The organism is Sphaerotilus uruguayifluvii, from assembly GCF_013294065.1.
Classification (GTDB): Bacteria; Pseudomonadota; Gammaproteobacteria; order Burkholderiales; family Burkholderiaceae_C; genus Sphaerotilus; species Sphaerotilus uruguayifluvii.
Window position 1 is genome coordinate 227,031 of sequence record NZ_JABSNM010000002.1, and the last position, 21,885, is coordinate 248,915.

Below are 21,885 nucleotides of genomic sequence, written 5' to 3' on the forward strand. Positions count from 1 at the left end.
CGCCATGGTCGACTTCACCTTGTGGGACATCCTGCGCAACCTGATGCTGGCGGCGCGCTGGACGGTGCTGCTGTCGCTGGCGGCCTTCGTCGGCGGCGGGCTGCTGGGCCTGGGCCTGCTGCTGCTGCGGCTGGCGCGACCGCGCCTGGCGCCGCTGGTGGCGCTGCATGTGCGCCTGTTCCAGGGCACGCCGCTGCTGATGCAGCTCTTTCTCGCCTACTTCGGCCTGGCGCTGCTGGGGCTGGACGTGCCGGCCTGGGCGGCGGCGGCCCTGGCGCTGACGCTCTACGCCTCGGCCTTCCTGTGCGAGATCTGGCGCGGCAGCGTCGAGGCGGTGCCGCGAGGCCAGTGGGAAGCCGCCGGCAGCCTGGCGCTGTCCTTCGGCGAGACGATGCGCCATGTGATCGGCCCGCAGGCGCTGCGCATCGCGGTGGCGCCGACGGTCGGCTTCCTGGTGCAGGTCATCAAGGGCACCGCGCTGGCCTCGGTGATCGGCTTCGTCGAGCTGACCCGCGCCGGCACGATGATCGTCAACGCCACCTTCCAGCCGCTGGCCGTCTATGGCTGCGTCGCGCTGATGTACTTCCTGCTCTGCTGGCCGGTGTCGGCCTGGAGCCTGCATCTCGAGAGGAGACTGCGTCGTGAACGCGTCTGAGAATCTGTCCGGCCCGTCGGCCGATCCGGTGAGTGATCCGGTCGTGCGCGTGCAGGGCCTGCGCAAGCGCTTCGGCGTCAACGAGGTGCTCAAGGGCATCGACCTGGAGGTCGGCCGCGGCGAGGTGGTGACCATCATCGGCCGCAGCGGCTCGGGCAAGAGCACGCTGCTGCGCTGCGTCAACGGCCTGGAGACCTTCGAGGACGGCGCGCTGTCGGTCGACGGCCGGCCGCTGCGCCACGGCGACGCGGCAGCGATGCGCGCGCTGCGCCAGCGGGTCGGCATGATCTTCCAGGGCTTCAACCTGTTCCCGCACCTGTCGGTCGGGCGCAACGTGATGCTGGCGCCGTCGCTGGTGCACCGCCGCCCGGGCCGCGACGGCGAGGCGGTCGCGCGCCGGCTGCTCGAGCGGGTCGGCCTGGCCGAGAAGTTCGATGCCTGGCCGGACCAGCTCTCCGGCGGTCAGCAGCAGCGGGTGGCGATCGCGCGCGCGCTGGCGATGGACCCGGGCGTGCTGCTGTGCGACGAGATCACCTCGGCGCTCGACCCGGAGCTGGTCGGCGAGGTGCTGCGGGTGGTGGAGTCGCTGGCGGCCGAGGGCATGACGCTGATGATGGTCACGCACGAGATGGGCTTCGCGCGCAAGGTCAGCGACCGGGTGGTGTTCATGCACGCCGGCCGCATCCATGAGGTCGGCCCGCCCGAGCAGATCTTCGGGGCGCCGCAGACGCCGGAGCTGCGCCAGTTCCTCGCCGCGCTGCACTGACGGAACAGACCGGAGCCGTGCCGGCGGCCCCGGCTCAGCCCCCAGGCTGTGGCCGCAGCAGCCGCTCCAGCACTGCGCGGATCGACGCAGGAATGTCGGTCGGTCTGCCGGTCGCGGTGTCGACGAAGACATGGACCATGCGGCCGATCGCGGCCGGCCGGTCCTCGCCCGGGCGCAGCAGCGCGGTCTCGTAGGTGACCGAGGAGCGGCCGAGCCGGCGCACCACCACCCCGACCTCCAGCAGGCCGGGATAGGCGACCGGCGCGAGAAAGTCGCACTCCGAGCGCACGATGAAGCCGACCACCTCGCCGCGGTGGATGTCCAGGCCGCCCTGGTGGATCAGCACCTCGTTGATGACGCTGTCGAAGTACTGGTAGTAGACGGCGTTGTTGACATGGCCGTAGCGGTCGTTGTCGTTCCAGCGGGTGCTGACGCTGCCGACATGCGGATAGTCGGCGCGGGTCGTCGGGGGCAGCGTGCTCACCAGGCCTCCTCGTAGATCGCCAGGGCGTCGGCCTCGGACAGCGGACGCGGGTTGTTCTGCAGCAGGCGCTGCTGCTGCATCGCGGCGGCGGCCAGCCCGGGCAGCGCGTCGCGCGGGATGCCGCAGTCGCGCAGCCGCTGCGCCAGGCCGCAGGCCGCGCAGTCGGCCACCCGCTGCGCCACATGCGCGATGAAGGCCTCGCAGCGCTGCGCCTCGTCCAGGCGGGCGCTCGCCTCGGGCAGCAGCTGCGCGGCCAGCGCGGCGTAGCGCGCCTGCGCTGCCGGCCGGTTGAAGCGCAGCACCGGCGTCAGCACCAGCGCGTTGCTCAGCCCGTGCGGCAGATGGAACTGCCCGCCCAGCGGATAGGCCAGCGCATGCACCGCCGCGACCGGCGCGTTCTCGAAGGCCATGCCGGCCAGCATCGCGCCGAGCAGCATCTGCTCGCGCGCGGCCAGGTCGCAGCCGTCGGCGATGGCCGCCATCAGGTACCGGTCGAGCCGGCGCAGCGCGTCGACGGCCAGCAGGTCGGAGAGCGGATTGGCGCGCAGCCGACTGGTGAAGGCCTCGATCGCGTGCACCATCGCGTCGATGCCGGTCGCGGCGGTGACCGCCGGCGGCAGCCCGACGGTGAGCTCGGCGTCGAGCAGCACCAGATCGGCCAGCAGCGCACGGTTGACCACGCCGGCCTTGGTGTCGGCACCGGTGGTGACGATGGCGATGCGGGTGACTTCGGAGCCGGTGCCGGCGGTGGTCGGCACCTGCACCAGCGGCAGGCGCGCGACCCCGCGGGTGTCGATGCCGTAGAGCTCGGCCAGCGCCGGCGCCTCGGGCCGCGCCAGGCAGGCCACCAGCTTGGCCACATCCATGCTGCTGCCGCCGCCGAAGCCGATGACCAGCCCGGCGCCATGCGCCAGCGCGGCCTGGCGGGCCGCCTCGACCACCGCCTCGGACGGATCGGGCGTGACCGCGTCGAAGACGGCCACCTGCCAGCCGGCCGCCTCCAGCGAGGCGCGGGCCGGCGCGATCAGGCCGCTGGACGCGAGAAAGGCATCGGTGACGATCAGCGCGCTGCGCCCCGGGGCATCGAGGCTGCGGACCAGTTCGCCCAGGCGACGGGCCAGCCCGGGCGCACTCTCGATGCGGCGCACCGTCTGGAACACGAAGGCGGGCAGCGGCTCGGCGGACATCGGCATCTCTCCCTGGTCATGTGCGACGAGGGCCGATTGTTCGGAGCCGGCAGGGCGCGGCCGTCACCTGCGCGACAGGCCGCGGGTAGATCCGGAGGCGAAGCCGCCCCCGGACCCGGGCGGGCCTCACTGCACCCGCACCACCACCATGGTCTGGTTCAGCAGCTGGTAGGCGATCTCGCCGAAGGTCACCGGGCCCTCGACGCCGCCGATCGCCTTGCCTTCGAGCTCGCCGAACAGGAAGTTCAGGATGCAGTTGCACGAGAACACCGCGCCGGTGGCGTCGTACTCGGCCAGACGGCGGCGGAACTCGGCCGTGTAGTCGCCGACCGGGCGGGCCAGGCGGTAGTCGATGCCGGTGAAGACCGGGGCGTAGAACGCCACCTGGCCCTTGTCGACGTCGATCGACTGGAAGGAGACGTTGATGCAGGCGCCCGCATAGTCGCCCACCAGCGGCAGGCGGCCGTCGGTGGCGCCGCGCTTTTCCAGGTACTTCGCCAGATTGACGCGCTCGCCGTTGACGGTGCACTCGGTCGCCTCGAAGCCGACCTGGTCGAAGCGCAGCACGTCGCCGTCGTCCTGCTCGAAGATGTTGACGATCTCGACCGAGGCGAGCTTGTCGTCGGGCAGGCGGATGTGGGCGACGACCGCGCCGTCCTCGACCTCGCGGCCGCTGCGGCCGTCGAAGACCAGCGCGCGCGCGCGGCCCATGTCGTCGAGGTGGATGCCGGAGATCCAGCCGACCGTCGGCTTCAGGAAGGCGTCGGCCGAGTCGGTGGCCTCGCGGGCGAAGCGGCCGTGGGCCTGGCCGCCGGCCGGGATGATGGTCAGCGAGAAGCCGTTGTCGAAGGCCTCGGCGGTGATGCGGGACAGCTCGTCGGGGCCGTAGCAGGCGATGCGGACCTCGGCGCCCACCTTGGACAGGTCGGTGACGAAGACGCGGTCGTCGCCGACGACCACGCCGCCGCCGGAGACCATGAAGTAGGGAATCGTGCCGCCGATCCAGTTGCCGGCCGGCAGCGCGCGCAGCGCGCCGGCGGTGCCGGCGATGCTCAGGGCCGTGCCGCGGCGGATCAGCTCGGCGGCGGCGGTGACGGAAATCAGTTCGTTCATCGCGAAATTCCTCGGTGAGATGCGATTCGGTGCAGCGTGGCCGGGCGTCAGATCGTCGTGACCTGAGCCAGCTCGGCCGCCAGCACCCGCTCCCACTTGGCGAAGAAGGCATGGATCTCGGAGGCCTTGGCCGGCAGCGGATCGGTGCTGCGCTCCAGACGCTTGGCCAGCATCTGCGTGCCCAGGTGAGTGGTCTTCAGACGGCTCATGCCGCCGCTGGCCATGCGCTGCCAGCAGGGGTGGGACGGCGGGGGAACGGGAATGGCCATGATGCGTCTTCGTTGGAGTGGATGGCCCGCAGGGTATCGACAGGTGGTGTCGTGACTTGAGCCTGCAGCGTTCCCGGTTTTGTCGACAATCCGGGCATGAACCTGTCGCCTGCCCCTGTCTCCCCTGCCCGCCCGCTGTCGCCCCGGCGCCTGCACCTGGGCCATTTCGCCTTCATGCGCGCTGTGGTCCAGGGGCTGGATCATGGCGAGAGCTGGTGCCGCTACCTGGCCATCGAGGGCGAGGCAGGCGACGCGCGGGTGGTGCGCTCGACCATCCGCTGGATCCGCGAGGCGCTGGTGCGCATCGCGCTGCAGACCGACCGCTTCCAGCTCGCGCGGCTGCTGCAGCTCGACGTGCAGACGCTGGGCACGCCCGATCCGGCGCTGCCTTCGCTGGCGGCATTCGCCGAGGCGCAGGGGCTGGAGGACGAGCCCGAGGCGGTGCAGATCGCCGCCTTCGAGGCCGCGCACGGGCACGCCAGCCGGCGCCTGCAGCGCCGCCAGCGCCTGGTGCGGCGCCAGCTCGATGCGCTGCGCTGGCTGGAGCTGCAGGGCGCGCAGGTGCCGCAGGCGGCCGACGCGGTGCGCGCCTGGTTCGCGCCGGCGCTGGCCGGGCACCTGGAGGCCGCCGGCCTGCTGCTGCTGGGCCAGCTGGCCGAGCGCATCAACGCGCTCGGGCCGGGCTGGTGGCGCGGGGTGCGCGCGGTCGGACCGGTCAAGGCCGCGCGCCTGGTCGACTGGCTGCACGAGCATGGCGACAGCCCCGGCCTGCGCCTGGACGAACGCGCCGCGCTGCCCCGGCGCGCGCTGAATCCGTCGACACGCGGCGAGCTGGTGGCCGCGGCCACCGCGGTCGTGCCGATCGAGCGGCTGATCGTGCCCGCCGGGCTGGACGGCCGCGACGGGCGCTTCCGCCGGCCGCAGGCGCAGTGCCTGCTGGCCGCCGGGGACGATCTGGCCGCGGTGCAGGCCTGGATCGCCTCGAAGACGCCGGGCTCGCACACCCAGCGCGCCTACCGCAAGGAGGCCGAGCGCTTCGTGCTGTGGGCGATCGTGCAGCGCGGCCGGGCGCTGTCGTCGATGACGCAGGAGGACTGCGTGGCCTACCGCGACTTCCTGGCCGATCCGCAGCCGGCCTCGCGCTGGTGCGCGCCGCGCAGCCGCGAGCGCTGGTCGCCGGCCTGGCGGCCCTTCGAGGGGCCGCTGTCGCCCTCGGCGCAGCGCTATGCGCTGACGGTGCTGAAGAACCTCTACGGCTTCCTGGTCGACCAGAACTACCTGATGGGCAACCCGTGGAGCGCGGTGAGCGTGCCGCGCTCGATCGCGCCGCGCATCCAGACCGCGCGCAGCCTGTCGCCGGCGCAGTGGCGCCGGCTGGATGCCGAGCTCGATCAGCTGCCGCCCGGCTCGGCCTCGCACCGGCTGCGGGTGGCGCTGCGGCTGCTCTATGCGACCGGACTGCGACTGTCGGAGATCGTTGCGGCGCGTGCCGGCGATCTGGAATGGGTGGAGTTTCCGCCCGAGGGCGACGACGGCCTGCCCGAGCAGGGCTGGATGCTGCGCGTGGTCGGCAAGGGCCGGCGGGTGCGCCAGGTGCCGGTGCCCGACGACGTGGTGCGCCAGCTCTCCGCCTACCTGGTCTCGCGCGGGCTGCCGGGCGACCTGCAGGATCCGGCGCAGCGCGAGGTCTTCCTGCTCGGCCGCGCGACCGATCTGGCCGAACGGGCGCCGGGGCTGGCGGCGCATCTGGCCGAGCGCAGCGAGCACGCGGCGTCGGACGCGCGCGGCGGCATCGCCGGCTCGACGCTCTATGACCAGCTCAAGGCGCATTTCCTCCGCACCGCGGCGGTCTGGCGCGCCCAGGGCGACGAGCGCAGCGCGCTGCGCCTGGAGCGTGCCAGCACCCACTGGCTGCGCCACAGCCACGCCAGCCACACCATCGCGCGCGGCCTGCCGATCGAGATCGCGCAGCAGAACCTCGGCCACGCCTCGCTGGCCACCACCACCGTCTATGTCACCACCGAGCAGCGGCAGCGGCTGCGGGCGATGAAGAAGGTCTGGGACCAGGGCTGAAGATCACTTCAGGTAGGAGCGCAGCACCGCGATCACCGGGTCGAGATCGGCCTGGCGGCGCTGCGGATCGTCCGCCTCGGCGCCGAGGTGCTCGCGCAGGTGCCCCTCGAGCACCTCGGCCATCAGGCCGTTGACCGCGCCGCGGATGGCCGCGATCTGCTGCAGCACGACCGCGCATTCGTCCTTCGCCAGGAGCGCGCGCTCCAGCGCGTCGGCCTGGCCGCGGATGCGACGCACGCGCGCCAGCAGCTTGTCCTGATCCTTCTGGGTGTGCGACATCGGCGCGACGCTCCTCGTCGGTTTTTCGGTCATCGTTAGGGTACTGGGGTACAGTATATTCCATCGACATCCTTCTGCCCGCCTGCTCTCGAGCGGTCCTTGCCATGCCTTCTCTTGCCGAACTGATCCAGCAGGGATCGACCGATCTGTGGCTCTTCCTGCCGACCGCGGTGCTGCTGGGCGCACTGCATGGCCTGGAGCCGGGGCACTCGAAGACGATGATGGCCGCCTTCATCGTCGCGGTGCGCGGCACCGTCGCGCAGGCGGTGCTGCTCGGGCTGTGCGCGGCGCTGTCGCACTCGCTGGTGGTGTGGCTGCTGGCGGCGATCGGGCTGCACTTCGGCAGCGCGCTGATCGCCGAACAGGCCGAGCCGTGGCTCCTGCTCGGCTCCGGCACGATCGTCGTGGCGATCGCCGCGTGGATGGCGTGGCGCACCCGGCCCGCCCATGGCCATGACCACGACCACGACCACGACCACGACCACGACCACGACCACGACCACGACCACGACCACGACCATCATGAAGCGCAGGACGCGCACGAGCGCGCGCATGCCGAGGACATCCGCCGGCGCTTCGCCAGCGGTCGGGCGACGACCGGGCAGATCGCGCTGTTCGGCCTGACCGGCGGGCTGATGCCCTGCCCGGCCTCGGTCACGGTGCTGATGATCTGCCTGAACCTGCGCCAGTTCACGCTCGGCGCGGCGATGGTCGCCTCGTTCAGTCTGGGGCTGGCGATCGCGCTGGTGGGCGTCGGCGTGCTGGCGGCCTGGGGCACGCGGCATGCGCACCGGCATTTCGGCGGCCGCCTGGAGACACTGGCGCGCCGCGCGCCCTGGCTGTCGAGCGCGCTGATGGCGCTGGCCGGCGGCGTGATGATCGTGCAGGGGCTGACGCACCTGAGCGCGGGCTGAGCGGCCGGAGCGCGCAGCGCACGACAATCGCGGGCATGACGACGATGCCCTTTCCGACCGACCGGCGCCGCTGCGCGCGCGCCCTGCTGCCGATGCTGGCCCTGCTGCTGGGCGCCTGCGCCACGCGTGCCCCCGCCCCGGCGGAGCCGGCCGGCGGCGCGACGACGATGCTGACCATCGCGCATGTCAACGACCACCACTCGCACCTCGAGCCGCAGCCCGGCGCGGAGCTGCGGCTCGGCGGACTGCCCACGCAGGTCGAGCTCGGCGGCTTCGCGCGGCTGACGGCGCTCTTCGCCGCGCAGCGCGCCGCCACGCCGGCGCTGCTGCAGCTGCACGCCGGCGACGCGATGACCGGCACGCTGCACCACACGCTGTTCCGCGGCGAGGCCGACGCGCGGCTGATGAACACCGTCTGCTTCGACGCCTTCGTGCCCGGCAACCACGAGTTCGACGACGGCGACGCGGTGCTGGCCGGCTTCATCGCGCGGCTGCAGGCGCCGGGCGACTGCGCACGGCCGACCGAGGTGCTGGCCGCCAACATCGCGCCGGCGCCCGGCACGCCGCTGGCGCCCGAGGGCCGCGCGCCGCTGATGAAGCCCTGGACGGTGCGCGAGGTCGGCGGCCTGCGCGTCGGCCTGGTCGGCATCGACATCGCCGGCAAGACGCGCGACTCCTCGCGCCCGCTGCCGACGACGCGCTTTCTCGACGAGCTCGCCAGCGCGCGCGCCGCGGTCGACGCGCTGCGCGCGCAGGGCATCCGCCACATCGTGCTGCTGACCCACCAGGGCCTGGAGGCCGACCGGCGCCTGGCCGCGGCGCTGCCCGAGGTCGACGCGATCATCGGCGGCGACTCGCACACGCTGCTGGGCGACTTCGCCGAGTTCGGCCTGGACTCGGCTGGCGCCTATCCCCAGGTGGCACGCAACCTCGACGGCGACCCGGTCTGCATCGGCCAGGCCTGGGAATACGGCAAGGTCTTCGCGCGGATGGAGCTTCATTTCGACGCACGCGGCGCGGTGAGCCGCTGCGCCGGCCAGGCGGCGCTGGTCATCGGCGAGACCTTCGCGCGGCCGGACGCCGCCGGACGGAAGGTGCCGCTCGACGCGGCCGCGCAGGCGGCGCTGCGGCGCACGCTGGCCGACGATCCGCGCGTGCGCATCGTCGCGCCCGATGCCGAGGCCGAGCGGCGGCTGGCCGGCTACCGCGAGCGCATCGTCGCGCAGAAGGCGCGGGTGATCGGCCAGGCGGCCGAGCCGCTGTGCCTGGTGCGGGTGCCCGGCGAGGCCACGCCGCGCTCGGGCGGCATCGCCGGCTGCGAGCAGGCCGGCCGGCTGGCCCGCGGCAGCGACATCGCCCAGGTCGTCGCCGAGGCCTTTCTCGCCGCGAGCCGGCGCGCCGACGTGGCGCTGCAGAACGCCGGCGGCGTGCGCACGCCGGTGGCGGCCGGCCCGGTGACGATGGACACCGCGTTCACCGTGCTGCCCTATGCCAACACGCTGGTCGAGACCGAGCTGAGCGGCGCCGAGCTGATCGAGACGCTCGAGGACGCGGTGGCCAACCACCTCGACGCACGCCAGTCCGACGGCGCCCACCCCTACGCCGCCGGCCTGCGCTGGCAGCTCGACATGAGCCGCCCGCGCGGCCGGCGCTTCTCGCAGGTCGAGATCCGCGACCGCGCCAGCGGCCGCTGGCAGCCGCTCGATCCGGCGCGTCGCCTGGTGCTGGTCAGCAGCGACTACCTCGCCGCCGGCAAGGACGGCTACCTGACGCTGGGGCGGCTGCGCGCCCAGGGCCGCTCGACCGACACCTACCTGCTCTACACGCAGACCTTCGCCGACCACCTGGCAGCGCTCGGCCGGCTGCAGCGGCCCGCGCCCGAGGCGGTGTCGCACCAGCGGGTCGTCACCGCCGACGGCCGCACGCTCGACTGACGGCCCCGGCAGCCGTCGCGCCGCTCACGCGCCCGCCAGCGTGCCGCGGCGCATCTGGTCGCGCTCGAGCGACTCGAACAGCGCCTTGAAGTTGCCCTCGCCGAAGCCCTGGTCGGCGCGTCGCTCGATGAACTCGAAGAACACCGGGCCCAGCAGCGGCTGGCTGAAGATCTGCAGCAGCAGCCGCGGCTCGCCGCCCTCGGTCGAGCCGTCGAGCAGGATGCCGCGCGCCTGCAGCTCGCCCGCCGGCAGGCCGTGGCCGGGCAGGCGCTCGTCGAGCATCTCGTAGTACACGTCATTGGGCGCGCTCATCAGCGGCACGCCAGCCATCTGCAGCGCGTCGACGGTGGCCATCAGGTCGTCGCTCAGCAGCGCGACGTGCTGGATGCCCTCGCCGTTGAACTGCATCAGGAACTCCTCGATCTGGCCGCCGCCCTGGCGCGCCTCCTCGTTGAGCGGGATGCGGATCAGGCCGTCGGGCGCGGTCATCGCCTTCGAGGCCAGGCCGGTGTGCGTGCCCTGGATGTCGAAGTAGCGCAGCTCGCGGAAGCCGAACAGGTGCTCGTAGAAATGCGCCCAGTAGGCCATGCGGCCGCGGTAGACGTTGTGCGTCAGGTGGTCGATCAGGCGCAGGCCGTGGCCGACGGGGCGGCGGTGCGCGGCGTCCTCGAACTCGGGCAGGAACTCGAAGTCGATGTCGTAGATGGACTTGCCGTCCTCGAAGCGGTCGATCAGGTAGAGCGGCGCGCCGCCGATGCCCTTGATGGCGGGCAGGCGCAGCTCCATCGGGCCGGTCGGGATCTCCACCGGCTGCGCGCCCAGGGCCAGCGCGCGGGCGTAGGCGCGGTGCGCGTCCTTCACCCGGAAGGCCAGGCCGCAGGCGCTGGGCCCGTGCTCGGCGGCGAAGTAGGCCGCCAGGCTGCGCGGCTCGCGGTTGACGATGAAGTTGATCTCGCCCTGGCGGTAGAGGACGACGTCCTTCGAGCGATGTCGGGCGACGAGCGAGAAGCCCATCCGCTCGAACAGCGGCTCGAGCACGCCGGCCAGCGGCGCGGCGAACTCGACGAACTCGAAGCCCATCAGGCCCATCGGGTTGGCCTCGGCGGAAGCGGATGCCGATGCGGGTGCGGAAACGGCGGAAGCGGTGATCGGGGCAGCCATGTCAGGCTCCTTCAGGCAGCAGAGGACGTGCACGCCCGCGCGGCCGCCGGACAGGAAAGGCGGGCCGCGTCGGTCACGACACGATCCGGAACGGGGGAATGTGCGACAGGGGCGCGGGCAGAAGGCGCGCCGCCGGGCGAGGCCGGCCAGTCAGGCGCTGAAGGGCGGCGAGCACGGCACGCCGCGCACGCTGCGGGCGAGGTGGTCGCCGATGACGAGCTGGAAGCCGGTGTTGCTCATGCCTGCGACTCTAGCCGCAAGCGCGGGCCGGCACCAGGGAGGTCAACCCGAAGCCATCGCCTCGCGCAGCGGGTGACGGCACGCACGCTGCAACCGGATCCGGTGCCGTGGTTGATCGCGTCTTGCGGCGTTGGCGGCGAGCGTGAACGCCATCACGGGCCGATCCGCCGAAGAGTGCCTCTATCATCCGGCCATGCTCACCCTCCCCCAGCTCCTCGCCTTCACGCTGGCCGCGATCCTGATCACCGCCTCGCCGGGCCCGGACAACCTGATGGTGCTCGGCATGGGCATGTCGCGGGGACGGCGCCAGGGCATCGCCTTCGGCCTGGGCTGCGCGCTGGGCTGTCTGAGCCACACCGTGCTGGCGGTGCTGGGTGTCAGCGCGCTGGTGGCCGCCTCGCCGGTGGCCTTCACCGCGCTGAAGCTGGTGGGCGGCGCCTATCTGGTCTGGCTGGGCGTGAATGCGCTGCGCCATGCGGGCGCTTCCGCGCCGGTGCAGGGCGCATCCGCCCCGGCAGAGTCGCCCCGAACGCTCTTCCTCAAGGGACTGCTCGCCAACGCGATCAACCCGAAGGTGGTGCTGTTCTTCCTGTCCTTCCTGCCGCAGTTCGTCGTGCCGGGACAGGGCAGCGTGCAGCTTCAGCTCGGCCTGCTGGGCGGGGTGTTCACGCTGCAGGCCGCGCTGCTGTTCAGCCTGCTGGCCTGGTTTGCCGGCACCATCGGCGGCTGGCTGAACCGACGACCTCGCGCCGGCGTCTGGCTCGACCGCATCGCCGGCACCGTGTTCGTCGCGCTGGGCCTGCGCATCATCGCCGGCCGCTGAAGCGGCTGACGCAGGAAGCTCAGCGCATCTGGAACAGTTCCTGGTGGAAGGCGCGCCGGGGCAGGCCCTGCGCCACGAAGTCGGCGTGCAGCGCGCGGCCGAAGCCGCCGGGGCCGCAGAACCACAGGCTGGCCTGCGCCCAGTCGGGCACCAGGCGGCGGATGCGCTCGCCGTCGAGCAGGCCGTCCTCGGCATCGACCAGCACATGCAGGCGGACGCCGGCGGCGTCGGCATCGGCACGCAGCCGCGCCAGCGCCGCCTCGTCACGCTGTGCGGTGGCATGGAAGAGATCGACGCGTGCCGGCGCCCGACCCTGGCGGGCCAGCTGCTGCATGCGCGCGATGAAGGGCGTGATGCCGATGCCCGCGCCCACCCAGATCTGGCGCTCGCGGCCGTCCTCGAAGTCGAAGCGGCCGTAGGGGCCCTCGACCGTGACCTCCAGGCCCGGGCGCAGCAGATCGGGCAGCGCGCGGGTGTGGTCGCCCAGCGCCTTGGTGACGAAGCTCAGGCGGGGCGTCTTCGGATCCCAGGCGCTGGCGATGGTGTAGGGGTGGGCGCCTTCCTTCGGGTCCACGGTGACGAAGGCGAACTGGCCCGCGGCGTGGCCGCTCCAGCCCGGCGACAGCTCGATCACCGTCTCCAGCGAGTCGACGCCGGGATAGCGCTGCGTCTCGACCACGGTGCCGCGCACCTTGCGCCTGGCCCCGACGCGGCCCGCCAGCACCAGGACGCCCGCGACCGAGCCGCCGGCCATCAGCACCGCCAGCAGCCAGCCCACCGGCTGGCCCCAGTAGGCGAACTTCACCAGCACCACCGAGTGGAAGACCAGCGCCAGGTAGGCCGCGGCCAGCCACTTGTGGGTCCTGGCGAACAGGTGATAGGGGAAGCGCTTGACCAGCGCCAGGATCATCAGGATGGCGGCGGCGTAGAACACCCACTCGCCCACCGTCTCGGCCAGGCCGCGCTGGCTGCCCAGCAGCGCCTCGAGGTAGGCGCGCTGCTCGCCGGCCGGGCGCGGACCGCGCACCGGGCGCTCCAGCCAGCCCCAGCCCACCATCCACTTCGTGCCCTTGGCGAACCACCAGTGCAGCACCGAGGTGCTCAGCGCGGTGATGCCCAGCCACTTGTGCAGGCGGTACATCTTGTCCAGCCCGTCGAGGTGCGGCTCGACGCGGCGCGGGCGCAGCGCGAGCAGCATGGCCACGCTCATCGCGCCGATGGCCAGCACGCCGCTGTACTGCACGAACACCGCGCGGAAGGAGAACCAGGTCAGCGGCTGCGGCAGCGGATGCGGCTCGGCCAGCAGCCAGCCCAGGCTGAGGGCCACGAGAAGAAAGGCGAGAAAGCGTCGGATGCGATCGGTCTGCATGAATGTCCAGGCCTGTTCCGGCAGGCCCGCTCCGAAGGAAGGGCGCCAGATTGCGCCGCGAATGTGCAGGAAATTTGGAAGGCCCCGGCCCGCCCGCCTGGACAGCGGGCGCGCTTGCCTTCGGGCGGGCGCGGTGCGTCAATGCGCGCCATGAGACGTCCCGGCATCACCGTCCAGCTCTTCCTCGCCGTCCTGGCCACCGCGGTGCTGGTGGCGGTGCTGATGGGCGGCGCGGCCCGGCACAGCTTCAACCGCGGCTTCATCGGCTTCCTGAACCACCAGGCGGCCAGCCGGATGGAGACGATCGTGCCGCGGCTGCAGCAGGCGCATGCCGAGCACGGCGGCTGGGACTTCATCCGGCGCCACCCCGGCTCGTGGTTCCGCATCGTCGAGGGCGATCCCGGCCGGGGCGACGGCGCGCCGCCCGACCTCGACCCCGACACGATGTCGCCCCACCTGCTCGGCATGGGCCGACGCATGACGCTGCTGGACGCGCAGCGGCAGCATGTCATCGGCTTCCCCACCATCCTGGCCGACTCGGCCGAGCGCGAGCTGGTGGTCGACGGCGCGACGGTGGGCTGGATCGTGCTGGCCCCGATCCAGTCGGTGACCGACGCCGCTTCGGTGCGCTTCCAGTCCGACCAGCTGCGCGCGACGCTGGCCGCCGGCGTGCTGGCCCTGCTGCTGGCCGCGCTGGTGGCCTGGTGGGTGGCACGCGCGCTGCTGGCGCCGGTGCGCGCGGTGGCACGGGCCACCCACCGGCTGGCCGCCGGCCACCACGACACCCGCGTCGAGGTGCGCAGCCGGGACGAGGTCGGCCAGCTCGCCCAGGACTTCAACCACCTGGCGCTGACGCTCGAGCGCAACGAGCGCATGCGCCGCGAGTACATGGCCGACATCTCGCACGAGCTGCGCACGCCCCTGGCGGTGCTGCGCGGCGAGATCGAGGCGATGCAGGACGGCATCCACCCGCTCGGCCCCGAGGGCCTGGCGCTGCTGCACGGCGAGGTCGCGACGCTGGCCAAGCTGGTCGACGACCTGCACGAGCTGGCGATGGCCGACGTCGGCACGCTGCGCTACCGCCGCGAGGACCTGGACCTGACGGCGCTGCTGCAGCGCGAGTGCGCCGCCTTCGCCGGCGCCAGCGCCGAGCAGGGCCTGACGCTGGAGACCGCGCTGCCCGAGCGGGCGCTGACGATGCAGGGCGACGCCGACCGGCTGCGCCAGCTGCTGCACAACCTGCTGGCCAACGCGGTGCGCTACACCGACGCGGGCGGGCGCATCCGCGTGAACCTGGCCGCCACGACGCCCCAGGGCCCGGGCGTGATCACGGTCGAGGACACCGCGCCGGGCGTGCCGGCCGAGCTGCTGCCGCGCCTGTTCGAGCGCTTCTTCCGCGTCGAATCCTCGCGGGGCCGGGCCAGCGGCGGCTCCGGCCTGGGCCTGGCCATCGGCCGCAGCATCGTCGAGGCCCACGGCGGGCAGATCCAGGCCGAGGCCTCGCCGCTGGGCGGACTGCGCATCCGCGTGACGCTGCCCCTGGCGGCGAAGCAGCCCCGGTGATCCAATCGCGGGGATGTCCTGCCCCGATCTCATTCTCGTCGTCGAGGACGAACCCCGGCTGTCGCGGCTGGTGGCCGACTACCTGAAGGCGGCCGGCTACGACACGCGCATCGTCGACAACGGCCTGGACGTGATGCCGGCGGTGCGCGAGCGCGCACCGGCGCTCGTGCTGCTGGACCTGATGCTGCCCGGCCAGGACGGCCTGGCGGTGTGCCGCGAGCTGCGCGCGCACGGCGACACGCCGGTCATCATGCTGACCGCGCGGGTCGAGGAGGTCGACCGGCTGATCGGGCTGGAGAGCGGCGCCGACGACTACATCTGCAAGCCCTTCAGCCCGCGCGAGGTGGTGGCGCGGGTGCGCACCGTGCTGCGGCGCTGGCGCGCGACGCCGCCGCAGGCGCCGGCCGCAGAGGCGGGTGCCGCGCGGCTGCAGATCGACATCGACAGCCACCGGGCGCGCTTCGACGGCCAGGCGCTGGACCTGACGCCGGTGGAGCTGCGGCTGCTGGCGGCGCTGGCCGCCGCGCCCGGGCGGGTGTTCTCGCGCGACCAGCTGCTCGACCGGCTGCACGACGACCAGCGCGCGCTCAGCGACCGCACCGTCGACAGCCACGTCAAGAACCTGCGCCGCAAGCTCGAGCAGGCCTGCCCCGGCGCCGAGCCGATCCGCTCGATCTACGGCGTGGGCTACCGCTTCGAGCCGCCGCCCGGCTGGCTGGCCGGCGGCTGAGGCGCGGATCGCTCAGCCCACCGCGGCCATCAGCCGCTCGAAGGCCTGCTCGAACTGCACCAGGCCTTCGGCCTGCAGCTGCTCGCCCAGCCCGTCGAGGTCGATGCCGCAGCGGGCGGCGGCGGCCAGGGTGGCGCGAGCCTCGGTCAGCGCGGCGTCGAGCGTGCGCGCGGCCTGGCCGTGGTCGGCGAAGGCGGCCATCGTCGCGTCGGGCACGGTGTCGACGGTGTCGGGGCCGATCAGCGCCTCGACGTAGCGGGTGTCGCGCCAGGCCGGGTTCTTCACGCCGGTGCTGGCCCACAGGCAGGACGGCGGACGGGCGCCGGCCGCGCGCAGCCCGGCGAACTCGCTGCCGCCGAAGCGGTCCAGCCACAGCGCATAGGCGTTGCGGGCGTTGGCGATGCCGACCTCGCCGCGCAGCGCCTCGGATCCGGCCGGCAGCAGGCTGTCGACCCGCGTGTCGACCCGGCTGACGAAGAGGCTGGCCACCGAGCGCACCCGGTCCACCGGCAGGCCGCGCTCCTGGCGGCGGCGCAGGCCCAGCTCGCAGGCCTCGAAGACCTGCAGCAGCTGGCGCGGCGAGAAGATCAGCGTGACGTTGATGTTGATGCCGTCGGCGATCGCGTCGGCGATCGCATCCAGGCATTCCGGCGTGGCCGGGATCTTGATCATCGCGTTCGGGCGGCCGATCTCGGCCCACAGGCGGCGTGCGGCCGCCAGCGTGCCGGCGCCGTCGCGCGACAGCCGCGGCGAGACCTCGAAGCTGACGAAGCCGGCGTCGCCCTCGGTGCGCTCGTGCAGCGGGCGCAGCACGTCGCAGGCGGCCTGCACGTCGGCCACGGCCAGGCGCTCGAAGCGGCGCTCCGGGTCGGGCTCCTCGGCGCGCAGCTGCGCCAGCGCCGGCGCGTAGGCCGCGTCCGAGGCGAAGGCCTGCGCGAAGATCGCCGGGTTGCTGGTGACGCCGGCGATGCCGTGCTCGTCGATCCAGCGCTGCAGCGCGCCGCTGGCCACCAGTGTGCGCGAGAGCTGGTCGAGCCAGACCTGCTGGCCGTGGCGCGCGACCGCCTTCAGCGGGCTGTCCAGGCCGAGCACGCGCAGACCGGCCGCCGTGACGGCCTCGGCGGTGATGCCGAAGTGCTTGAAGAGCGCCGGGGCCGGCGCCGATTCGCCAAAGGTGTCCAGGCCGATCACCGCGCCGTCCAGGCCGACGATCTCGCGCCAGCCCGAGGTGGCGCCGGCCTCGACCGCCACGCGCGGCACGCCGGCCGGCAGCACCGCTTCGCGCCAGGCGGCGTCCTGCGCCTTGAAGGCGAACAGCGACGGCAGCGAGACGACGCGGGCGCGCACGCCGCGCGCGGCGAGCTGCTCGCGTGCCTGCACGGCCAGCTGCACCTCGCTGCCGGTGGCGACCAGCACGAGCTGCGGGCGCAGGCCCTGGGCTTCGCCCTCGGCCGGCAGCAGCACGTAGCCGCCGCGCTGGACAGCCGCAAGCTGCGCGGCGTCGCGCGGCTGGTGCGCCAGGTTCTGGCGGCTCAGGATCAGGCAGGTCGGGTGCGCCGTCGACTGCAGTGCGGCGGCCCAGGCGGCGCGCGTCTCGACGGCGTCGCAGGGGCGCCAGACGTCCATGTTCGGGATCAGGCGCAGCGTGGCGGTCTGCTCGACCGGCTGGTGGGTCGGGCCGTCCTCGCCCAGGCCGATCGAGTCGTGCGTGAAGACCTGGATGACCGGCTGCTTCATCAGCGCGGCCATGCGCAGCGCGTTGCGGGCGTACTCGCTGAACATCAGGAAGGTGCCGCCGAAGGCGCGGAAGCCCCCGTGCAGCGACACGCCGTTCATCACCGCGGCCATGCCGAACTCGCGCACGCCGTAGTGCAGGTAGTTGCCGCCCTGGCCGGCGCGCAGGCGCTCCGGCGTCACCGACACGCAGCCGGGCCAGTTGGTCAGGTTGGAGCCGGTCAGGTCGGCCGAGCCGCCGAGCAGCTCGGGCAGCGCGGGCGCGAAGGCGGCAATCGACTCCTGGCTGGCCTTGCGGCTGGCGACGGTGGCGGCGCGCGTGTCGGCCTCCTGCACGGCGCGCTCGGCCAGGGCCGCGAAGCCTTCCGGCAGCCGGCCGGCCAGACGGCGCTCCAGCTCGACGGCCAGCGCCGGGTGGGCGGCCGCGTAGGCGTCGAAGCGACGCTGCCAGTCGCTGCAGGCGGCCTGGCCCTGTTCGCGGGCGTCCCAGCCAGCGCGCACGTCGTCGGGGATCTCGAAGGGGCCGTGCGCCCAGCCGAGTGCCGCCTTGGTGGCGGCGATCTCGGCTGCGCCCAGCGGCGCGCCGTGGCTGTCGTGCGTGCCGGCCTTGTTCGGCGAGCCGAAGCCGATCGTGGTGCGGCAGCAGATCAGCGTCGGGCGGGCGGTCTCGGCCTTGGCGGCGGCGATGGCCGCATCGAGCGCGGCGCTGTCATGGCCGTCGACGCCGCGCACCACATGCCAGCCGTAGGCCTCGAAACGGCCGGGGATGTCCTCGCTGAACCAACCCTCGACGTGGCCGTCGATCGAGATGCCGTTGTCGTCCCAGAAGGCGGTCAGCTTGCCCAGGCCCCAGGTGCCGGCCAGCGCGCAGGCCTCGTGGCTGACGCCTTCCATCAGGCAGCCGTCGCCCAGGAAGGCCCAGGTGCGGTGGTCGACGACCGCGTGGCCGGGGCGGTTGAATTCGGCCGCCAGCAGCTGCTCGGCCAGCGCCATGCCGACCGCGTTGGCGATGCCCTGACCCAGCGGGCCGGTGGTGGTCTCGACGCCCGGCGCGTAGCCCAGCTCCGGGTGGCCCGGCGTGCGGCTGTGCAGCTGGCGGAAGCTCTTCAGGTCGTCGATCGAGAGGTCGTAGCCGCTCAGGTGCAGCAGCCCGTAGAGCAGCATCGAGCCGTGGCCGTTCGAGAGCACGAAGCGGTCGCGGTCGGCCCAGTCGGGCGTGGCCGGGTCGTGCTTCAGGTGATGGCGCCAGAGCGACTCGGCGATGTCGGCCATGCCCATCGGCATGCCGGGGTGGCCGGAGCCGGCCTGCTGGACGGCGTCCATCGCCAGCGCGCGCAGCGCGTGGGCCAGGGTTCGGCGGGAGGGAGAGGTCATGGTCGGGAATCCGGCAGAAGGCGTGAACTTGAACCTTGAACCTTGAACAGGTTCGAGCGAATGTAATGCACAATGATCAAAAGATCAAAACATGAGCACCACACCACCTCAGTCAAACCGCGCTACAGGCTTTAACGCTCACCAATCTCACATGAATTCCTCGAAATTCGCACAAGAATCGCCAAAAAATCCATTCCATGAACTGATCAAAAAATTTATTGATGATCAAAAGATCATGCCGTGAGCGAGGCGCATGGTGACGCAGCCGCACAATGGCGGCCATGAGCACCCGCGTCCCCAGTCCGTCCCCGGCCCCCGGCCCTTCGCCCTCCGCCGCGTCCTCTTCGACCTCGATGAGCACCGAGGAGCTGACCCGCATCGCCACGCTCTACTACGTCGACGGCCAGACGCAGGAGGAGCTCTCGCGCCGCTTCGGCATCAGCCGCGCCACCGTCGGGCGCATGCTGAAGAAGGCGCAGGATCTCGGCATCGTCGAGATCCGGGTGCAGCATCACCCTTCGCTCACGGTCGACCTCGAGCGCGAGCTGGTGCGCCGCTTCGGCATCAGCCGCGCGCTGCTGTCGGTCGACCATGCCGATGCCGAGAAGCAGCGCGCGCTGCTGGCCGCGCTGGTGGCCACCTGGCTGGACCGCAACCTCAGCGACGGCGCGATCGTGGCGGTCGGCATGGGCCGCAATGTCAGCGCGGTCAGCGAGCACGCCATGCCGGCCACGCGCCGGGCGGCGACCTTCGTCTGCGCCATCGGCGGCAGCTACCGCGGCGGCGAGACCATGAACCCCGACCACATCTGCCGCCGGCTGGCCGCGCGCTTCGGCGGCGAGAGCGAGACGCTCTACGCGCCGGCGATGGTCGACGACATCACGCTGCGCGCCGCGCTTCTGGAGAACGACACCGTGCGCCAGACGCTGGACAAGGCGCGCCGTGCCGACATCGCGCTGGTGGGCATCGGCGACATGAGCGAGGACAGCAACATGGTGCGCATGGGCTGGTTCAGCGCCCAGGAGATCACGGAAGCCAAGCGCCAGGGCATCGTCGGCGACGTGATGGGCTACGACTTCATCGACATCCACGGCCGCTCGGCGATGGGACCGATCCAGGGCCGGGTGGTCGGGCTGAGCACCCGGGACCTGACGCGCATTCCCAACGTCATCGCCATCGCCGGCGAGTCGAGCAAGACCACCGCGATCCTGGGCGCGCTGCGCACCGGCACCATCGACACGCTGGCCACCACCGCCACCAACGCGATGGCGGTGCTGCACCTGGACGACGCGACCCGGCGCTGACCCCCGGAATCAGGACGCGGCCGCGATCGCCTGCGGCGGCTGGTTCCAGTGCTCGCCGTGGACGGCGGCGGCATACAGCCGCACCACCACCGAGCCCAGCAGCCCGTGCAGAACGTCGCCCTGCGCGGCACGGCGCACGATGATCGCGCTCAGCGAGCCCTTGGCCGACAGTTCCTGGATCGCCCGGTCGACCCAGACCTTGCGCTGCTCCGGCGCCAGCGCGATCAGTTCCTGGCGGATCTCGGCGATGCGGGCGTTGAGCCAGCGCGCCTGGGCCTCGGCATCGGGCTCGGCGCGTGCGGTCGGCGCATGCACCGCCGGCTCGTGAACCGCCGGAACCGTCGCCTCGACCGGCGCCCGCGCCACCGGCGGGTCCGCGGCGGGTGCGGTCGGCGTCGCGACGGTCTCGTTGCGCAGCAGCGTGCGCAGATAGGAATAGGCGTTGTCCAGCGGCGCGAGCCGGTTGTTGGCCACCCGGCGCTCGAGCACGTCGAGCTGGGCGCGCACCCGGTCGTCGCCGAACTCGGTCAGCAGGCCCTCGAGCTTGATCTCGCGGATGCCCAGCGACTCGGCGCGCAGCACCAGGTTGGCATCGACCGGCGCGGCCAGCCCGGCCGCCGGCCGCGCTGCAGCCAGTCGCCGGCGCACCGCGAACTGCACCTCGACCACCGCCCTGCCCTGCTTGTGCTCGATCAGCTCGACCTCGAGATCGGTCTCGCGGTTGATCTCGTCGATGGCCGGACGCACCCGCTCGGACTTGAACTTGCGCCACTCGCGCCGGTCGGCACCGCCCGGCGCCTGATTGAGCGCATCCGACCACCAGGCCGCCGGCTTGCGGCTGGTCAGCCCGGACGGGTTGTCGCGGTAGCGTGCGCAGATCTCGTACAGCGCCACAGCGGTGTAGGTGCCCAGCCGCGCCAGCACGTCCAGATCGATCGAGGCCCAGCGCTGCGGCTCGCGCAGCACCGTCATGATCGAGGGGGGATAGGACCAGGACACCCAGTTCTCGCCGTTCCGGACCTCGATCGCCACCTCCGACAGCATCGAGAAGCCGCGCCACTTCACTCCGTCGCCCGGCGCGGTCGACTCCCAGTCGACCTCCAGGCCACGCATCTCGCGCAGATAGCGCTTGGCCGCGGTGCGGTCCTCGCCGCTGGAGCCGGTGGTGCGCAGCAGCGCCGGCAGCGGCGCCTCGAACATGAAGTCGGCCTGAGGCATCGCGTCCATCGCCGCCAGCCGGGCCTGGGCCACCTGCAGCATCGCGTTGTACAGGCGACGGCCGGTCAGCGTGACCCGCTTCGAGCGCGGGATCATCACGATCATCTCGTGAGGCTTGCGAAGTTCGGGGCCGTCGACCGGATCCCGAGGATCGAGCGAGTTCATGGCGGAGCTCATCTGGGGGTCGCCATGATATGTCCACGCCACCGTGGACACAAATCCGCACAGAGCCCCCGGTGTCGGCGCTCCTGATCGAGAGGCCGGGTAGTTCCTGGACAGGCATCGGCGATGGAACCGATGCCAGACCGTGCGACCGCCCGGCTGGAAGGCGGGTAGAACCCGGACATTCGCTCTCCATCCCGCCTCGACAGGCGTCGAGGCGGGCCCGGGTAGATCCCGGACACATGATGCAGATCATGGTGGGACCCGGCACGGGGCGATCGCGAGCCAACGAGGCCATCCTGGACGGACAGGGCGGTAAGAACCCGGACATCAGGCGGGAAAAGACCGGACAGAGTCGGGAAAAAGCCGGACGCTTTCGGGTAGAAGCTGGACGGACCAGGACAGGATAATCATGCAAGTCATTGATTATCAATGGATTTTTTTCATGTGGCCGGTGCTTAATCTATTCAAGGATATTTAATTCATCTAAATCTCCCGGAACAGTCCAGGAGAGATCCACGAAGGAGGATCCT

Annotated in this window: 18 protein-coding genes; 9 read left to right on the plus strand and 9 right to left on the minus strand. The window is 72.3% G+C overall.

The genetic code is table 11. The features are described from left to right. Nucleotides 1-4: 4 nt before the first annotated feature. A complete protein-coding gene (locus HNQ01_RS03350; RefSeq protein ID WP_173803909.1) occupies nt 5-655 on the plus strand; it encodes an amino acid ABC transporter permease in 651 nt (216 codons plus the stop codon). Beyond that, nucleotides 642-1,421: an amino acid ABC transporter ATP-binding protein gene (locus HNQ01_RS03355; RefSeq protein ID WP_353621628.1), complete on the plus strand. Its 780-nt coding sequence runs from the start codon at nt 642-644 to the stop codon at nt 1,419-1,421. The genes HNQ01_RS03350 and HNQ01_RS03355 overlap by 14 nt, the downstream gene beginning before the upstream one ends. Before the next feature lie 34 nt (nt 1,422-1,455). Here HNQ01_RS03355 and HNQ01_RS03360 read toward each other — a convergent pair whose 3' ends face one another. The 4 genes from HNQ01_RS03360 to HNQ01_RS03375 form a co-directional block, all read right to left on the minus strand. After that, on the minus strand, nt 1,456-1,905 hold the full coding sequence (locus HNQ01_RS03360; protein ID WP_173803910.1) for an acyl-CoA thioesterase: 450 nt from the start codon (nt 1,903-1,905) through the stop codon (nt 1,456-1,458). Further along, complete coding sequence (locus HNQ01_RS03365; RefSeq protein ID WP_217427397.1) at nt 1,902-3,077, minus strand: iron-containing alcohol dehydrogenase; 1,176 nt, start codon at nt 3,075-3,077, stop codon at nt 1,902-1,904. The genes HNQ01_RS03360 and HNQ01_RS03365 overlap by 4 nt, the downstream gene beginning before the upstream one ends. A 141-nt stretch (nt 3,078-3,218) precedes the next feature. Next, nucleotides 3,219-4,205, minus strand: a complete 987-nt coding sequence (locus HNQ01_RS03370) for a DUF6976 family protein (RefSeq protein WP_173803912.1) — start codon at nt 4,203-4,205, stop codon at nt 3,219-3,221. A 47-nt stretch (nt 4,206-4,252) separates the two neighbouring features. Beyond that, nucleotides 4,253-4,474: a hypothetical protein gene (locus HNQ01_RS03375; RefSeq protein ID WP_217427383.1), complete on the minus strand. Its 222-nt coding sequence runs from the start codon at nt 4,472-4,474 to the stop codon at nt 4,253-4,255. Between the two features lie 96 nt (nt 4,475-4,570). On the opposite strand from HNQ01_RS03375, the gene HNQ01_RS03380 reads away from it, so the two are divergent. Next, on the plus strand, nt 4,571-6,547 hold the full coding sequence (locus HNQ01_RS03380) for a phage integrase family protein (protein ID WP_173803913.1): 1,977 nt from the start codon (nt 4,571-4,573) through the stop codon (nt 6,545-6,547). 3 nt (nt 6,548-6,550) lie between these two features. Here HNQ01_RS03380 and HNQ01_RS03385 read toward each other — a convergent pair whose 3' ends face one another. Further along, nucleotides 6,551-6,826 carry a metal/formaldehyde-sensitive transcriptional repressor gene (locus HNQ01_RS03385; protein ID WP_173803914.1) on the minus strand — a complete coding sequence of 92 codons (276 nt, stop codon included), beginning with the start codon at nt 6,824-6,826 and terminating at the stop codon, nt 6,551-6,553. Nucleotides 6,827-6,930: 104 nt separating this feature from the next. On the opposite strand from HNQ01_RS03385, the gene HNQ01_RS03390 reads away from it, so the two are divergent. Together HNQ01_RS03390 and HNQ01_RS03395 are read left to right on the plus strand one after the other, a co-directional pair. After that, entirely contained in the window at nt 6,931-7,740 is an 810-nt protein-coding gene (locus HNQ01_RS03390; protein ID WP_173803915.1) for a nickel/cobalt efflux transporter, read from the plus strand. A 35-nt stretch (nt 7,741-7,775) separates the two neighbouring features. After that, nucleotides 7,776-9,674, plus strand: coding sequence for a bifunctional metallophosphatase/5'-nucleotidase (locus HNQ01_RS03395; protein ID WP_286180434.1), 1,899 nt, complete (start codon nt 7,776-7,778; stop codon nt 9,672-9,674). A gap of 24 nt (nt 9,675-9,698) precedes the next feature. Here HNQ01_RS03395 and hppD read toward each other — a convergent pair whose 3' ends face one another. Beyond that, nucleotides 9,699-10,763: a 4-hydroxyphenylpyruvate dioxygenase gene (gene hppD, locus HNQ01_RS03400; RefSeq protein WP_286180453.1), complete on the minus strand. Its 1,065-nt coding sequence runs from the start codon at nt 10,761-10,763 to the stop codon at nt 9,699-9,701. A gap of 505 nt (nt 10,764-11,268) precedes the next feature. Here hppD and HNQ01_RS03405 point away from each other — a divergent pair. Next, nucleotides 11,269-11,898 carry a LysE family translocator gene (locus HNQ01_RS03405; RefSeq protein ID WP_173803917.1) on the plus strand — a complete coding sequence of 210 codons (630 nt, stop codon included), beginning with the start codon at nt 11,269-11,271 and terminating at the stop codon, nt 11,896-11,898. Between the two features lie 19 nt (nt 11,899-11,917). Here the strand turns inward: HNQ01_RS03405 and HNQ01_RS03410 are convergent, their stop codons facing one another. Beyond that, the gene (locus HNQ01_RS03410) at nt 11,918-13,267 is read right to left on the minus strand and encodes a ferredoxin reductase family protein (protein ID WP_173803918.1); all 1,350 of its coding nucleotides are present in this window, start codon (nt 13,265-13,267) and stop codon (nt 11,918-11,920) included. 150 nt (nt 13,268-13,417) lie between these two features. Here HNQ01_RS03410 and baeS point away from each other — a divergent pair, with 150 nt between their 5' ends. Together baeS and HNQ01_RS03420 are read left to right on the plus strand one after the other, a co-directional pair. Beyond that, nucleotides 13,418-14,830: a sensor histidine kinase efflux regulator BaeS gene (gene baeS, locus HNQ01_RS03415; RefSeq protein ID WP_173803919.1), complete on the plus strand. Its 1,413-nt coding sequence runs from the start codon at nt 13,418-13,420 to the stop codon at nt 14,828-14,830. Between the two features lie 13 nt (nt 14,831-14,843). Beyond that, nucleotides 14,844-15,560: a response regulator gene (locus tag HNQ01_RS03420; RefSeq protein WP_173803920.1), complete on the plus strand. Its 717-nt coding sequence runs from the start codon at nt 14,844-14,846 to the stop codon at nt 15,558-15,560. Between the two features lie 12 nt (nt 15,561-15,572). Here HNQ01_RS03420 and tkt read toward each other — a convergent pair whose 3' ends face one another. Continuing rightward, entirely contained in the window at nt 15,573-18,668 is a 3,096-nt protein-coding gene (tkt, locus tag HNQ01_RS22660; RefSeq protein WP_217427384.1) for a transketolase, read from the minus strand. Between the two features lie 353 nt (nt 18,669-19,021). Here tkt and HNQ01_RS03440 point away from each other — a divergent pair, with 353 nt between their 5' ends. Further along, on the plus strand, nt 19,022-19,972 hold the full coding sequence (locus HNQ01_RS03440; protein ID WP_173804085.1) for a sugar-binding transcriptional regulator: 951 nt from the start codon (nt 19,022-19,024) through the stop codon (nt 19,970-19,972). A 9-nt stretch (nt 19,973-19,981) separates the two neighbouring features. On the opposite strand, the gene HNQ01_RS03445 is transcribed toward HNQ01_RS03440, so the two are convergent. After that, entirely contained in the window at nt 19,982-21,355 is a 1,374-nt protein-coding gene (locus HNQ01_RS03445; RefSeq protein WP_173803922.1) for a replication initiation protein, read from the minus strand. Nucleotides 21,356-21,885 lie beyond the last annotated feature (530 nt).